General features: G+C 66.9%; 17 protein-coding genes. 8 read left to right on the top strand and 9 right to left on the bottom strand.

The genetic code is table 11. The features are described from left to right. Positions 1–762: 762 nt before the first annotated feature. The gene (locus tag ACVK00_RS18920; protein ID WP_006758755.1) at positions 763–1,107 is read left to right on the top strand and encodes a cupin domain-containing protein; all 345 of its coding nucleotides are present in this window, start codon (positions 763–765) and stop codon (positions 1,105–1,107) included. Positions 1,108–1,170: 63 nt separating this feature from the next. Here the strand turns inward: ACVK00_RS18920 and ACVK00_RS18915 are convergent, their stop codons facing one another. The 4 genes from ACVK00_RS18915 to ACVK00_RS18900 form a co-directional block, all read right to left on the bottom strand. Beyond that, positions 1,171–1,407 (bottom strand): helix-turn-helix domain-containing protein, encoded by a 237-nt coding sequence (locus ACVK00_RS18915; protein WP_456826956.1) that lies wholly within the window; start codon positions 1,405–1,407, stop codon positions 1,171–1,173. 68 nt (positions 1,408–1,475) lie between these two features. Next, the gene (locus ACVK00_RS18910; RefSeq protein ID WP_284888898.1) at positions 1,476–1,682 is read right to left on the bottom strand and encodes a hypothetical protein; all 207 of its coding nucleotides are present in this window, start codon (positions 1,680–1,682) and stop codon (positions 1,476–1,478) included. Between the two features lie 9 nt (positions 1,683–1,691). Further along, positions 1,692–1,904, bottom strand: a complete 213-nt coding sequence (gene rpsU, locus ACVK00_RS18905; RefSeq protein ID WP_284888899.1) for a 30S ribosomal protein S21 — start codon at positions 1,902–1,904, stop codon at positions 1,692–1,694. A 292-nt stretch (positions 1,905–2,196) separates the two neighbouring features. Then, positions 2,197–2,481 (bottom strand): hypothetical protein, encoded by a 285-nt coding sequence (locus ACVK00_RS18900; RefSeq protein WP_228907043.1) that lies wholly within the window; start codon positions 2,479–2,481, stop codon positions 2,197–2,199. A gap of 488 nt (positions 2,482–2,969) precedes the next feature. On the opposite strand from ACVK00_RS18900, the gene ACVK00_RS18895 reads away from it, so the two are divergent. Further along, positions 2,970–4,130, top strand: coding sequence for an enolase C-terminal domain-like protein (locus tag ACVK00_RS18895; protein ID WP_284888900.1), 1,161 nt, complete (start codon positions 2,970–2,972; stop codon positions 4,128–4,130). Positions 4,131–4,134: 4 nt separating this feature from the next. On the opposite strand, the gene ACVK00_RS18890 is transcribed toward ACVK00_RS18895, so the two are convergent. Next, a complete protein-coding gene (locus tag ACVK00_RS18890) occupies positions 4,135–4,890 on the bottom strand; it encodes a DeoR/GlpR family DNA-binding transcription regulator (RefSeq protein ID WP_284888901.1) in 756 nt (251 codons plus the stop codon). Between the two features lie 81 nt (positions 4,891–4,971). On the opposite strand from ACVK00_RS18890, the gene ACVK00_RS18885 reads away from it, so the two are divergent. From ACVK00_RS18885 to ACVK00_RS18870, 4 genes are all read left to right on the top strand, one after another. Further along, positions 4,972–5,577: an NUDIX domain-containing protein gene (locus tag ACVK00_RS18885; protein ID WP_284888902.1), complete on the top strand. Its 606-nt coding sequence runs from the start codon at positions 4,972–4,974 to the stop codon at positions 5,575–5,577. 79 nt (positions 5,578–5,656) lie between these two features. Continuing rightward, a complete protein-coding gene (locus ACVK00_RS18880) occupies positions 5,657–6,550 on the top strand; it encodes an SIR2 family NAD-dependent protein deacylase (protein ID WP_284888903.1) in 894 nt (297 codons plus the stop codon). Between the two features lie 206 nt (positions 6,551–6,756). Then, a complete protein-coding gene (gene crcB, locus ACVK00_RS18875) occupies positions 6,757–7,143 on the top strand; it encodes a fluoride efflux transporter CrcB (RefSeq protein ID WP_166724990.1) in 387 nt (128 codons plus the stop codon). Between the two features lie 24 nt (positions 7,144–7,167). Then, a complete protein-coding gene (locus tag ACVK00_RS18870; RefSeq protein WP_166724989.1) occupies positions 7,168–7,518 on the top strand; it encodes a DUF190 domain-containing protein in 351 nt (116 codons plus the stop codon). A 9-nt stretch (positions 7,519–7,527) separates the two neighbouring features. Here the strand turns inward: ACVK00_RS18870 and ACVK00_RS18865 are convergent, their stop codons facing one another. Together ACVK00_RS18865 and ACVK00_RS18860 are read right to left on the bottom strand one after the other, a co-directional pair. Then, positions 7,528–8,091 carry a YggT family protein gene (locus tag ACVK00_RS18865; RefSeq protein WP_284888904.1) on the bottom strand — a complete coding sequence of 188 codons (564 nt, stop codon included), beginning with the start codon at positions 8,089–8,091 and terminating at the stop codon, positions 7,528–7,530. A gap of 76 nt (positions 8,092–8,167) precedes the next feature. Next, on the bottom strand, positions 8,168–9,097 hold the full coding sequence (locus tag ACVK00_RS18860) for a Rossmann-like and DUF2520 domain-containing protein (RefSeq protein ID WP_284888905.1): 930 nt from the start codon (positions 9,095–9,097) through the stop codon (positions 8,168–8,170). A 512-nt stretch (positions 9,098–9,609) separates the two neighbouring features. Here ACVK00_RS18860 and ACVK00_RS18855 point away from each other — a divergent pair. Continuing rightward, on the top strand, positions 9,610–9,900 hold the full coding sequence (locus ACVK00_RS18855; RefSeq protein ID WP_166726237.1) for a hypothetical protein: 291 nt from the start codon (positions 9,610–9,612) through the stop codon (positions 9,898–9,900). Positions 9,901–10,016: 116 nt separating this feature from the next. On the opposite strand, the gene ACVK00_RS18850 is transcribed toward ACVK00_RS18855, so the two are convergent. Next, the gene (locus ACVK00_RS18850; RefSeq protein WP_228907053.1) at positions 10,017–10,688 is read right to left on the bottom strand and encodes a LysE family translocator; all 672 of its coding nucleotides are present in this window, start codon (positions 10,686–10,688) and stop codon (positions 10,017–10,019) included. 34 nt (positions 10,689–10,722) lie between these two features. Continuing rightward, positions 10,723–12,279, bottom strand: a complete 1,557-nt coding sequence (locus tag ACVK00_RS18845; RefSeq protein WP_228907054.1) for a UbiD family decarboxylase — start codon at positions 12,277–12,279, stop codon at positions 10,723–10,725. A 596-nt stretch (positions 12,280–12,875) separates the two neighbouring features. Between ACVK00_RS18845 and ACVK00_RS18840 the strand changes: the two genes are divergently transcribed. Continuing rightward, positions 12,876–13,997 carry a lytic transglycosylase domain-containing protein gene (locus tag ACVK00_RS18840; protein WP_228907055.1) on the top strand — a complete coding sequence of 374 codons (1,122 nt, stop codon included), beginning with the start codon at positions 12,876–12,878 and terminating at the stop codon, positions 13,995–13,997. Positions 13,998–14,082 lie beyond the last annotated feature (85 nt).

The following is a 14,082-nucleotide window of genomic DNA, read 5'->3' as shown; positions in this document are numbered from 1 at the left end:
CCCACCTTTGTTCCCTCCGCTTTTTTTTTTTCGTCGCCCCCCCCCCCCCCCCCCCCCCCGTGCCGGGCGGGGCGCGCCCGGGCCCCCCCCCCGCCCCCCCCCCCCCCCCCCCAAAACGGCTCCCATCGCCAGAGAGGTAAAAAATCAAGGCGGATTGCGACCCGCAACCCGGTTCAATACATCCGAACAAATGCTAGGCAGGGAAATTATTGCTGAACCATTTTGCGCATGCAAGCAATAAATGCTTGTCCTCGTCGCGCTAACGATGCGTGGACGAGAGCTGGCTATATCGTTAGCTTCTTGAGATTGGTGCTGGTGTGAAAACTGGCATCGCCGCGAACGCCGCGTGAACAGTAGTTCTTCGTGGAGCCGAGAGAAAACGTAACGTGAAAACGCGCGTGAATAGTGATTTTGATTAACGCGCTGGGGCTTGGGAAGCTGAGGTAATGGCCATTATACGACGCCCGCAGAACGGGTCATCGTACAGGGTTTGGCCGCGATGTTGCAAGCGAGGCGTTTTGGCCGCTGGCCTCGAACCCGGCATGGCTCGGCGTAGAGGCTGACGGCATCACCAGGAAAGGTCGTCAAGGATCGCCCAGAAGCGGTCCATCGATGCAACGCGAAACGGAATGCACCCGCAGCGCCCCGGCACGCGAGCCGGTGTCGAAATTAGACGAGTCGGTGTCGGAACCATACAAGCCCCGGTGCGGCTTTCGAACTAACGTGACAGACCTCTTACCCGATCGTTAGTCTGGAGCCGACATGTCCGATTTCATCACCGTTCTGCGAAAAACCTGCCCGACCCCGGTCGTCGACGCCACCAAGTGGAAACGCATCGGCGGCGATCCGCACACCGTGAACCTCAACGCCTACCTGTCCAAGGACGGCAGCAAGATCATGGGCACCTGGATCTGCACGCCGGGCAAGTTCGAGGTGAACTACGAGAAGTGGGAGTACTGCCACTTCCTCGACGGCTACTGCATCATCACGCCGGAAGGCGAGGAGGCGGTGCACCTGAAAGCCGGCGACGTGTTCGTCATCGAGCCCGGCATGAAAGGGACCTGGGAAGTGGTGGAGACGGTGCGCAAGTATTTCGTCTTCGCCTGACGCCTGCATGACGCGTCATTCCATCGGGCTTTCGGCAGGAATGGCGGTCCGGCGGATTCCGGTTCAGTAAAACTCGTTCCGGTTCGGGAACAGCTCGCCGAGCGTGGTCGCACGCTCGGCCGGTCCTGCTACGCCGCCGAGCGCGTTGGGCGCCTGACGCTCACGATACGCGCTCGGCGACATTCCGTACGCGCGCCGAAACTCGCACCCGAGATGCAACGCGTCGGCAAATCCGCAGGCCGCCGCGATTTCGGAAATGTTCTTGTCCAGATGCATCGGCGTCCATGCGGCCATGCGAATCCGGATCGCCCGCTAGCAGGCGGCCGCGCCGCGCAGCCCGATGCGATTCGACGACTCCCAGATGAAGCTTACTGCTCGACGCTCAGCGCCTTTTCGATCGCGGCAATCAATTTGAACGCATCGTCGCGGCTGATCAGCAGGCCGCGACTGGTGTACTCGCAGCCAAACGCGTAGAAGCTCGGCAGCAGCGTGATCGCATCGTTCTGTCGATCGAAATCGACTTCGCATTTCGTCAACGGAAAGAACGGAGGGTCTTCGACGGGCGGCTGGTACACGGCGTTCTCCTAGTACGGCTTGCGAGGCGGCAACATGCGTTTTGCGTGCAGACGCTCTCTCGCGACGGCGCTGGCCTTCTTGCGGATGCGCTGGGTCGTCGGCTTTTCGTAGCCGGTGCGACTGCGCAACTCGCGGATCAGACCTGTCTTCTCGATGTCTCGCCGAAAGCGCCGGAGCGCGACATCGACCGGTTCGTCGGGCTTGAGGATGATCGTCGTCATGCAGATCCCGTTTTCAAATAATGCGTGAAGGAACGCTGGTCGAGCCGAGTTGTGACGGCACTCGCTATCTCGTCGGATCGCATTCGGAAAATCGGGCGCGAATCGGCGGTACGCGCGCGGCAGAAAACTTCTGCAACGCCGATTGATGACGCAACGCCGAACTGGTGAGGCCGTTGTGCGGAGCTGCGTCGGATTCGCCGATCTCGTGCCGTCCGATCGGGACGATGCGCGCGCCGATTATCGTTTCGTGATCCGAATTGATGAGCGACCGCGGCTACCGCCGCAAGATACGTCAGTGGGAGTTGGCGAAGAGCGGCTCCGTGCCGCGATTGCCGTCGATGATCTCTTCCGCGTAGCGAAGGGACGCCCGGCGCGCTTCGCCCGCCGATTCGAACGGCGCGTTGTCGAGCAGCCGGAATGTTTCGCTGCGGGTCACCGTGTCGGTGGTGCCGCGCTGGCAAATCTTCACGGCCGCGTCGAAGCCGCCGTCGTAGTTGTGCGGGTTGCCGTTCTGTGACGGCACGTGCGGATAAATCAGCGGATAGATTTCGAAGCCACGATAGAGATGCATGCTCATGATGAACTCCTGGGTTCGGCAGCGACAAATCGCGTGGACGAACACATCCGACCGGTATCACCGCGGCGCGGCGCGACGGGTAGGGTGAAAAAGGCAGCGATGCGTGCTGATGAACGCACGACGCAGCAAGGAGGAAGATGGCGGGGCGAGCGGCCAGCAACTCGACCACCCGTGCTCGGACAAATTCATCATACGCGCTTCGTGTTGATTGTCCATCTCATTCAGTGCCAGCGCGGTGCGATGCGCGGATTCGACGCACGCAACGCGCATCGCGCATGACAGAGCATTCATCGGTATTCCGATGCCGTGCGGCGCGATTCGGGCGATGCCGATGGAGCCGCATGGCGCCGCGTCGTCGTGACGAACGCGAGCCTGCAAGACATCGCGCAAGCACCTATGATGCAGCGATCCGCCAGCGCGTCGGCCGCATCGCGTGCATGGCCCGCGAACGCAGAACGAATGCAGAACGTTTCCTCCGGAACCCGACCATGCGCATCACCGACATTCGCGAGCAAGCGATCCCGGTTTCCCGTTATGCCGACCCGGCGATTCCGTCGGGCGGCCTGACGACGAGCGTCGTCGCGATCGTCACGGATGTCGTGCGCGACGGCCGCCCGGTGACGGGTTACGGTTACGCGTCGGTCGGCCGCTATGCGCAGGGCGGGCTGATTCGCGAACGGTTCGGGCCGCGGCTGCTTGCCGCCGCGGACACCATCGCCGACGACGCCGGTACGAACCTCGATCCGTTTCGCGCATGGCGCGCGATGATGGCCGGCGAGAAGCCAGGCGGTCACGGCGAACGCTGCGTGGCGGTCGGCGTGCTCGACATGGCGATCTGGGATGCCGCCGCGAAGATCGCCGGCCTGCCGCTCCACCGCTTTCTTGCCGACCGGCTCGCGCGCAACGCAGCGCGTCGCGTGCGCGTGTACGCCGGCGGCGGCTACCGTTATCCGCACGACGATCTCGCGCGCCTGTCGGACGAGATGCGTCGCATCGCCGATCTCGGCTATACGCATGCGAAGATCAAGATCGGCGGCCCGGATATCGACAACGACAAAAGACGCATCGAAGTCGCCGCTGCCTGTCTTGCCGACAGCTCGCATCTCGCGGTCGACGCGATGAACACGTACGACGCGGAGAGCGGGCGCGCCGCCGCCGCGATGCTGGCACCGTTCGCGCTCTGGTGGTTCGAGGATCTCTGCGATCCGCTCGACCTGCCGCTGCATGCGGACCTGACGGCGCAATACACGCCGCCGGTCGCGGCCGGCGAGGCGCTGTTCTCGCTCGCGGAAGCGAAGCTGCTCGAACGCTACGGCGGCCTGCGAGCGGACCGCGACGTCCTCGTGTTCGATCCCGTGCATTGCTACGGCCTGCCGGGCTACCTGCAGATCGTCGATCATTTCGTGTCGAACGGCTGGCGGCGCGATGCGTTCTGGCCACACGGCGGTCATCTATTCTCGCTGCACGTCGTGGCGGCGCTCGGGCTCGGCGGCGCGGAAGTCAGTCCGTTCGCGTTCCACCCGTTCAGCGGGCTGCCGGACGGCGAAACGCTCGACGCCGGTTGCGCGGCCGTGCCGCAGGCGCCGGGTATCGGCTTCGAGCTTCACGCCGATGCATCTCGCGCGTTTCGCTCGGTAGCGGGCCGCTGAGCGCCTAGGCCCGCACGACCGTCACGCCCGCTGCCTCGATCGGCTCGATCAGCGCCGAGTCGGTTTCCTGTTCGACCACGATGGTCTGCGCGAGCGCAAGCTCACCGATCACGAACTGCGACGCCGCACGTAATTTGGATTGCGAAGCAAGGACGACCGTCTCGCCGGCGCGTCCGGCGAGTGCACGCTTGATCGCCGCTTCCTCGAAATCGCCGGTGCTCAGCCCCGCGACCGGATGGACGCCGGTCACGCCCATGAAGTACAGGTCCGCGTGGATACGCGCGATGCCTTCCATTGCCGCGGCGCCCACCGCGACGATCGAATGCTTGTACAACCGTCCGCCGATCAGGATTACGTCGATCGAAGGATGCGCGGCCAGCGCGACGGCGACGCTCGGGCTGTGCGTGACGATCGTCGCGCGCAGGTCGGGCGGCAACTGGCTGACGAGCAGCGCCGAGGTCGTGCCGCCGTCGACGATCGCGACCTGACCGGGCGCGATCATCTGCGCGGCCCGACGGGCGATGCGCCGTTTTTCCGCGGTTTCGAGCGTCTCGCGCTGCGCGAACGGCGCGACGGCGGGTGACGCCGGCAGCGCGCCGCCGTGCACGCGTTGCAGCAGGCCTTCGGCCGCCAGTTCGCGCAGGTCGCGGCGGATCGTGTCCTCGGACACGCCGAATTGCACGCTCAGCTCGATGGCCAGCACCTGGCCGTCGCGGGCGAGTGCGTCGAGGATGGCTTTCTTGCGTTGGGTCGTCAGCATTGGATCTGCACGAAATTTCTTGAAATTGCACGAATGTGCACGTTACCATGGGCGCCGTCACATGTCGAATGGGAGGCCACCATGGCCGCAACGCAGGACCGCGTCCGCATCGTCGATACGACGGTGCTGTCCGATGACTGGTATGTGCTGAAGAAGGTGACGTTCGATTTCCTGCGCCGCGATGGCACGTGGCAGCGCTTGAGCCGTGAAACCTATGACCGCGGCAACGGCGCGACCATCCTGCTGCGCAACGCGGCGACGGGCGATGTGCTGCTCACGCGGCAGTTCCGGATGCCGGCGTTCGTCAACGGACACGACGGGATGCTGCTCGAAGCCGCCGCCGGCCTGCTCGACGACGCGACGCCCGACGCACGTATTCGCGCGGAAGCCGAGGAGGAAACCGGCTATCGCGTGCGCGGCGTGCGCAAGGTGTTCGAGGCGTTCATGAGCCCTGGCTCGGTGACCGAGAAGCTGCATTTCTTCGTCGGCGAATACGATGCGTCGCTGCGCACGGGCGACGGCGGCGGCATCGCGGAAGAAGGCGAGGATCTCGAGGTCGTCGAGATGCCGCTGCACGCGGCGCTGGATGCCGTCGAGCGCGGTGAAATCGTCGACGCGAAGACGATCATGCTGCTGCAGTACGTCGCGCTGCGGGAACCCGCTGGCGTGCGCACCGCGATTGCGTGATGCCGCGTTACGGTGGTCGAACGGGCGTAAGATCGCGCGATGCCCGTCCGGCACCGTTCGACGCCATCGCCGCTCCATCATGCCGCTTTCCGATTCACCCGAATTACCCGATTCCTCCGGCTCCACCGATTCCAGCGCCGCTGGCGCGCAACTGCCGGCGCATCTGATCGCGTCCGCCGTCGACGCGCTCGCGCGTGCCGATGCGCTGTTGGTGACGGCCGGCGCCGGCATCGGTGTGGATTCGGGGCTGCCCGATTTCCGCGGCACGGACGGCTTCTGGCGCGCGTATCCGGCGCTGCGTCACGAACGTTTCGAGTTCCACGAAATCGCTTCGCCGCAGGCGTTCCGCGCGCATCCGCAGCTTGCATGGGGATTCTATGGGCATCGTCTCGCGCTGTATCGTGAGACGGTGCCGCACGCGGGCTTCGCGATCCTGCGGCGCTGGATGGACGCGATGCCGAACGGCGGCTTCGTGCTGACGAGCAATGTCGACGGCCAGTTCCAGAAGGCGGGTTTCGATCCGGCGCGCGTCGCCGAGATCCACGGTTCGATTCATTCGATGCAGTGCCTGCGACCGTGCTCGGACGACACCTGGGACGCCATGCCGTTCACGCCCGACGTCGACGCAGCCGCGTGCCGGCTGGTCGGCGAGCTGCCGCGCTGCCCGCGTTGCGGCGGCCTGGCGCGGCCGAACATCCTGATGTTCGGCGACGATGGCTGGCTCGGCGAACGCTACGACGCGCAGGAGCGGGCGCTGCAGGACTGGATCGCACAGGCCGGTTGGGTGACTGTCGTCGAGATCGGCGCGGGCACCGCGATTCCGACCGTGCGGCTGCTGAGCGAACGCCTCGGCGCCGACGTGATCCGCATCAACGCACGCGAAGCCCATGCGCGCCGCGCGGATGTGGTCGGGCTGAAGGGCGGTGCGCTCGCGACGCTCGGCGCGCTGGACCGCGCGTGGCGCGGCGGCTGAGCGCCGTGATACGAATCGATGGGTGACCGAGTCGTACACCGCGTTCGGGCCGTCGTGCGCATCGACGATCGCCTCGACGACCCCGTCGCCCGCGGCCCGACACTGCGCATGCCGATCGGCCTGCAGCATTGCCGTCACGACGCGATTCCGCATACAGTTCGGCGTAGGCCGCGTCCGCCATGCGGCCTCGTCAGCGAGGAGCTCCCTTGTTCTATTCGATCGTCGCGATCTTCGTCGGCGCCGGGCTCGGCGCATTGCTGCGCTGGTTCCTGGCCCTTGCGCTCAACGAATTCTTTCCCGCCGTGCCGCTCGGCACGCTTGCCGCGAACCTGATCGGCGGCTACGTGATCGGCGTGGCCGCCGTCGTATTCACCGCACGTGTCGGGCTGCCGCCCGAGTGGCGGCTGTTCGTGATCACGGGCTTCCTCGGCGGCCTCACGACGTTCTCGACCTATTCGGTCGAAGTGATGACGCACGCGGTGCAGGGCGAATTCGGATGGGCGATCGCTGTGGCTGCCCTACACTTGACTGGATCGTTCACGCTGACGGCGCTCGGCATGTGGACCGCGCGCGCGTGGTTCGCGGCGGCCTGAGCGCGCCGGCACCGGGAGGGTGCGATGGACAGGGTCTTCTTGCGCTTCTATGTGCACGAGCAGCACCGGCTGCACTGGAAGCCGCTATGGGAGTGGTTGCTGGAGGAAGGAAACCGGATGGGCATCGCGGGCGGTTCCGCGTTCCGCGCGATGGCCGGCTTCGGCCGGCATCGGGTGCTGCACGAGGATCGCTTTTTCGAGCTGCAGGGGTCGCTTGCGATCGAGGTCGAATTCATCGCCACCGAGGACGAGGCGCAGCGGTTGCTCGAGCGGCTGTCGCGCGAGAAGGTGCGCGTGTGCTACGCGATGATGCCGGCGCGCTTCGGCGTGATCGACACGCTCGCGGCGCCGCCGGCGCAGGGGCCGGCAGCGTAGCGTCGCGCGTCAGATGCCGAACATCGTCAGCGATACGGCGGCGCGCGTGACGACCATCAGCAGCACCTGCACGATCACGAACAGCAGGATCGGCGACAGATCGATGCCGCCGAGGTTCGGGATCACGCGGCGCAGCGGGTTCAGGAACGGCGCGGTGAGCTGGTAGAGAATCGGCATGGCCGGCGAGCGCGGATTGAGCCACGACAGCAGCGCCATCAGGATCGTCATCCAGATCACGAGATTGAGCGCCCACTTCAAGACGGTGAGCAGTGCCACCGCGACGAGCGTCCCAATCACCGAGGCCGGATCGAAGCCGGCCATCACGACCATCAGCACCACATAGACGAGCGCGGTGAGCAGCGCGGCGACGACGCTCGCCCAGTCGATGCCGCGCACGCCCGCGATCACGTGGCGCAGCGGCAGCACGAGCCAGTTGGTCGCCTGCAGCACGGCCTGCGTGACGGGGTTGTACGGCGGCACGCGGACGGCCTGCATCCAGACGCGCAGGATCAGCGCGGCGCCGAACAGCGTGAAGAGGGTATTGAGCAGAAAACGGGCGATCTCGCCGAACATCGTTGGCATCCTTTTTTTACAGTCGAGTAGCGTGCGGCCGCCAACGCCGGATGGCGGCGCATCGGCCGACACCTTATCACGCCTCGTCGTGCGGCGGGGAGGGGTGCCCGGTCGTGCGCGCGAGCGACGTTTCGACGGCCTGCGCGAGCGCCGGCAGCGCGGCTGGCGGCGCGGCGCGCTTCGCCGCGAGCGCGACCGCGCGGCGGGTCATCAGCGCATACAGCGTCGCGTGATCGCCGCCGCGCGCCTCGAGCAGCGCGAGTTGGCGCTCGACGATGCCGGTGTCGCCGCGCGACACCGGGCCCGCGAGTGCGTTCGCGAGGCCCTTGTCGCGTGCGGTCTCGATCGTGCCGGCGAGCATCGGCAGCAGGGCGCGCAGCGCGGCGGCCTCGTCGAAGCCGAGGCCGCGCCATAGCTCGACCGCTTCCGACAGCCCGCACAGCGCGAAGCTCGCCGCGTAATGTGCGGCCGCGTGATAGAGCATCCGGCCGCCGGCCGGAATCGACAGCGGATGGCAGCCGAGTGCGGCAGCAAGCCGCAGCAGCGTCGCGTGCAGCGCGCCGTCGGCTTCAAGCGTGACCGAGCAGCCGTCGATGCGGGCGAGATCGGCGTCCGTGCCGCCGAACAGGTAGAGCGGATGGAAGCCGCCGGTGGCCGCGCCTTGCCGTCTTGCCGGATCGAGCAATTCGACCGCCGACGCGCCGCTGCAGTGGACGAGCGCCTGGGCCGCCGCGCGCGCCGCGTCGAACCGCAGCGCCGCTGCAGTCGACGCGAGATGGTCGTCGGGCACGGTCAGGAACATCAGGTCGGCGGCGTCGACCACCTGCTGCGGCGTGTCGACCGCCCGGCAGCCGTCGATGCGCGCGGCGAGTGCCGCGGCCGATTCCGCCGTGCGGCTCGCGATCGCGACGACCGGAAAGCCGGCCGCCGCGAAACGCCGGGCGACGCAGCGCGCAAGGCGGCCGGCGCCGATGAAGCCAAGGCGGGGAGTGTCGGGGAGAGACATGGCGGGCCACGAAGCGAAAACGAAGCAGCCGCCAGTATCGCAGGAATGACAGGGCGGGCGCAGATGGGTGGCGCCGGGGCGGGACGATCTGGACGGCGATGTTCAATGCGGGCGACCGGTCAATGCGCGCCGCGGTTTCGCCACTCGATGACGATCGTCGCATCCGGCCCCAAATCGCCCCAGGCCCGCGTCGCTCTTGAATTGTCGGCGTCTTGTCTCGAATTTGTAATCGTTCATTACGGAAGCGCGCCGGCCGCGCTTACCGGATCCGGTAAGACTGACCGGCCAGCGTGTCGCGATTTCACTGGTCGGACGGAATCGCGCGACCCGCAAGGGGAGTTGTGGGTTCGCGCAGCCCGGCCGCACGCTGGCTGCGCCCGCGTTGAATTGCAATTTGCAACAAATGCGCAATACACGTGGGGCGGGTTTTCGCTACATTGCTTGCATGCGACGTGCATGCCCGCCGTTGCCGACAGGGGCGCACAAATTACCGCTCCAGCAGGAGAATCGAAGTGAAAAAACTCATTCCGTTCATCGCCGCCGCCGCGCTGGGCCTGGGTGCCGCAAGCGCCGCACAGGCCCACGTGTCGATCGGGGTCGGCATTGGTGTCCCGGTCGCACCTGCGTATCCCGTGTATGCAGCGCCGCCGCCTGTGTATTACGCGCCCCCGCCCCCGCCGGTGTATTACGCACCGGCACCGGCGTACTATGCACCGCCCCCCGTGGTTGTCGGTGGCTACTACGGTCGTCCGTACTGGCGTCACGGTTACGGTGGCTGGGGTCACCACGGCTGGCGTCGTTGATGCAATAGTCCGCGCGGCCGCCTGAGCGCACGCGGCAAAACGGCGCAACGTCCCTCGCGGGGCGTTGCGCCGTTTTTCATTTCGGCGCGGCTAGGCGGGTGGCCGGCGCGCGGCGGTCACACCGCGTGGACGATCAGGTCGCGATAGCCGCCGACGATCACGCTGTACGAGAAATACGCGAACAGCAGTGCGGACGCGACATGGCACGCGCGCATCAGCCCCGCGCCCGCGCGCTTGCGGCCCTGGCTCGCGAGCGTGCACATGAAGAGGGTCCACGCGAGGCCGCCGAGGAAAAAGCCGGACAGGAACACCGACGCCGTCGCCGGCGTGGTCGCGCCGGCTTTCGCGATCAGCGCACCGCCGACCGCCGCGAACCACAGGATCGCGCTCGGCGACGACATCGCGAGCAGCATCCCGCGCACGAAGCTGCGCCGCGCGCTGGCCCGCGGCTGCGGCGTGTCGTTGGCATCGCCTTCGTCGGCGCCACCGGCCGGCGCAAGCGCCTCACGCGCCATCTTCCACGTGAGGAACAGCAGCACCGCACCGCCGCCGATCCAGACGATCCAGCGCACGGCCTCGAATTGCAGCAGCACGGCCATGCCCGCGAGCGCGAGCGCCGCGTAGACGAGATCGCCGACGCACGAGCCGACGCCGAGCCAGAAGCCCGGCCGGAAGCCGTGCGACAGCGTCAGCGACAGCATCGCGACGTTGACGAGGCCGATGTCGAGACACAGCGACAGCGACAGGAAGAATCCGTCGGACATCATCGAGGCGGGGGGGAAGCTCATCGTCGTTCTTGCCGGCTACGTTCAACGCGCGGACTTACAGTCCGATCTCCTGCCAGAGGCGGTCGACGCGCGCCTTCACGGCCGCGTCCATCTCGATCGGGCGGCCCCATTCGCGGTTCGTCTCGCCGGGCCACTTGTTGGTCGCGTCGAGCCCCATCTTCGAGCCGAGGCCCGCGACGGGCGACGCGAAATCGAGATAGTCGATCGGCGTGCTGTCGACCATCACGGTGTCGCGCACGGGGTCGACGCGCGTCGTGATCGCCCAGATCACCTCGTTCCAGTCGCGGATGTTCACGTCCTCGTCGACGACCACGATGAACTTCGTATACATGAACTGCCGCAGGAAGCTCCACACGCCGAACATCACGCGCTTCGCATGGCCCGCGTAGCTCTTCTTCATCTGGACGATGGCCATCCGGTAGCTGCAGCCTTCCGGCGGCAGGTAGAAGTCGGTGATCTCGCTGAACTGCTTCTGCAGCAGCGGCACGAACACCTCGTTGAGCGCGACGCCGAGCACGGCCGGCTCGTCGGGCGGCTTGCCCGTGTAGGTCGAGTGATAGATCGCGTCGCGGCGCATCGTGATGCGCTCGACGGTGAACACCGGAAACCACTCCTGCTCGTTGTAGTAGCCGGTGTGGTCGCCGTACGGGCCTTCGAGCGCGTGCTCGTACGCGGCGGACGCGTTGCCGGCCGGACGCGGCGGTGCGCCGGCCGGAGCAGGGGCGGGCGTGCCTTCCTGCGGGTGAATGAAGCCCTCGAGGACGATCTCCGCGCGGGCGGGCACCTGCAGCGTGTCGACGCCGGGCGTCAGGCACTTCGCGAGTTCGGTGCGGCTGCCGCGCAGCAGGCCGGCGAACTGGTACTCGGACAGCGAATCGGGCACGGGCGTCACCGCGCCGAGCGTCGTGGCCGGATCCGCGCCCAGCACGACCGCGACCGGATACGGCTTGCCCGGGTTCTGCAGCGCGAATTCGCGGAAGTCCAGCGCGCCGCCGCGATGCGCGAGCCAGCGCATGATCAGCTTGTTGCGGCCGATCAGCTGCTGGCGGTAGATGCCGAGGTTCTGGCGCGGCTTGTTCGGCCCGCGCGTGACCGTCAGGCCCCACGTGACGAGCGGCCCCGCGTCGCCGGGCCAGCAGGTCTGGATCGGCAGCTTGTGCAGATCGACGTCGGCGCCTTCCCAGACGATCTCCTGGCACGGCGGCGACGACACCGATTTCGGCGCCATGTCCCACACGGCCTTCGCGAGCGACAGCAGCTTGCCGGCGTCCTTCAGGCTCTTCGGCGGATCCGGCTCCTTCAGCGCGGACAGCAGCCGCCCGACGTCGCGCAGCGAGCCGAGCGCGGCGTCGTCGCCCGCGTCGACGCCCATCCCGAGCGCGACGCGGCGCGGCGTGCCGAACAGGTTGCCGAGCACCGGAAACGCATTGCCGGGCGGGGCGTTGAACAGCAGCGCCGGGCCGCCGGCGCGCAGCACGCGGTCGCACAGCTCGGTCATTTCGAGCACGGGCGACACGGGCTGCGTGACGCGCCGCAGTTCGCCGAGCGCTTCGAGGCGCTGGATGAAATCGCGTAAGTCTTTGTATTTCATGAAGAAGGTCCGGGCCGCCCGCAGAGCGGGCAGCGGTGGGCGGGCGCAGCGGCCGGCTGCGGCCCCGAATCGATCGCCGATTTTACCCGGGCCGCCGCGTGCACGCCCGGCGGTGAAAAAAGTCGATCGCGCGCGGAGCCCCTACGGCAGGGGGCTCGCGATCTGAAGGGCGATTCAAAATTACTTTTTGTTATGATTTTGAGATTTCATAGTGTTGACGATCTATAAAACCCTGCTAGAATCCGCTCACATTGGCTGCAGGGTAAAAGGCTTCGAGCCGCCAATCACCGATCTTTGACGCAGCGCGTCACCGTCCGCCGATACCTGCACGGCGTATTCGACGGCTTTAGTAGTAGTCCCAGCCAGCGCTACCACACGCTGGTTTTTTGCGTGGGTGCCACCGCGTATGCCCGCCTCGCCCAATGTGCGAAGGTGCCGGCCCTCTTACACCGTGGCCTCGAACGGTACTTATACCGTTTCCCCGATGCTTGCGCGTCCCAACCAAGGCGTGCGGCATCGTGATTCCGCGGCGCGTATTCTGTCTCGCCATCGAGCTGAGCGAGCCGCACGAGTCATGTTCATGGGAGATGATCTGAATGAACGCTTGGTTATCGTGGCGTCCCAATGAGCAGCATGCGCAGATCGTGCGCGACATGCTGCGTCGCGGGACGCGTGTCAGTCACCATTTATTCAGCGTTGTCGGCTGTTTCGCTGTCGCGATTGCACTGGCCCTGTGGCTGCTGCCGACCGTGCGCGGGAACATCGCCGCGAAGCTGATGCCGGTCGTCTCCGCGGCCGTGCAGGCCGGTCCGGCCCGTCTGCTGACCGGTCATCCGCTGCCGAACTTCGCGCCTGCCGGCGCGCAGCCGCAGCAGGAAGATGCCCCCGAACCGGATGCGCTCGCCGTCGGTCTCGACGTCGCACCGGAAACCGCCGCGCAGAACGATGCGTCCGATCCGGCCCGCAACGGCCCGTCGCCCGTCGCGCTCGCGAAACTGATCCCGACCCAGCGGGTTCCGGCCGATGCGCGCGACGATCGTGCGCTCGCGTCGAACCGCGAACAGGCGCTCGTCGCCACCTACCTGTCGCGCCGTTACCGGGTCGCGCAGGAGCCGCTCGGCCAACTCGTCAAGGCTGCGTTCCAGACCGGTCGCGACGTCGGCCTCGATCCGCTGCTGCTGCTGTCCGTGATGGCGATCGAATCGGGCTTCAACCCGTACGCGGAAAGCGGCGTCGGCGCGCAGGGCCTGATGCAGGTCATGTCGAAGGTCCATTCCGACAAGTTCGAATATTTCGGCGGCACCGATACCGCGCTGCAACCGCTCGCGAACCTGCAGGTCGGCGCGCTGGTGCTGAAGGACTGCATCGCCCGCGGCGGCTCGCTCGCGAACGGCCTGCGCATGTACAACGGGTCGACCAACCCGGACGACACCGCCTACGGCTCGAAGGTCATGGCCGAGCGCGCCCGCCTGCGCGACGTCTCGCATGGCCGCAGCGTGCCGTTCAATACGCCGGCCCAGCCGTCGAAGCCGATCGTGACTGCAGCCGCGGCGGCAGCGGCAGGCGGCGGCGCGAAGCGCGTGCACGCGACGCTCGACGCCGCGCAGCCGATCACCGCGAAGGGTGCCGCCGTGCCGAAGGGCGCGCCGCAGCAGGACGACGCAAGCGTCGACACCGCGAAGCAGTCGCACGCCGACCACTCGGAACTCGGCGCGTAACGCCACGCGGTTCCAGCCGGACCCAAGCAAAAAGGCACCCGATCCGGGTGCCTTTTTCTTTTTTGCGCGGCCGCACGGGCCCGGC

It is taken from the genome of Burkholderia sp. PvR073, assembly GCF_054055695.1.
Note: the sequence above shows the minus strand (reverse complement) of the source record. Positions and strands in the feature narration are given on the sequence as shown.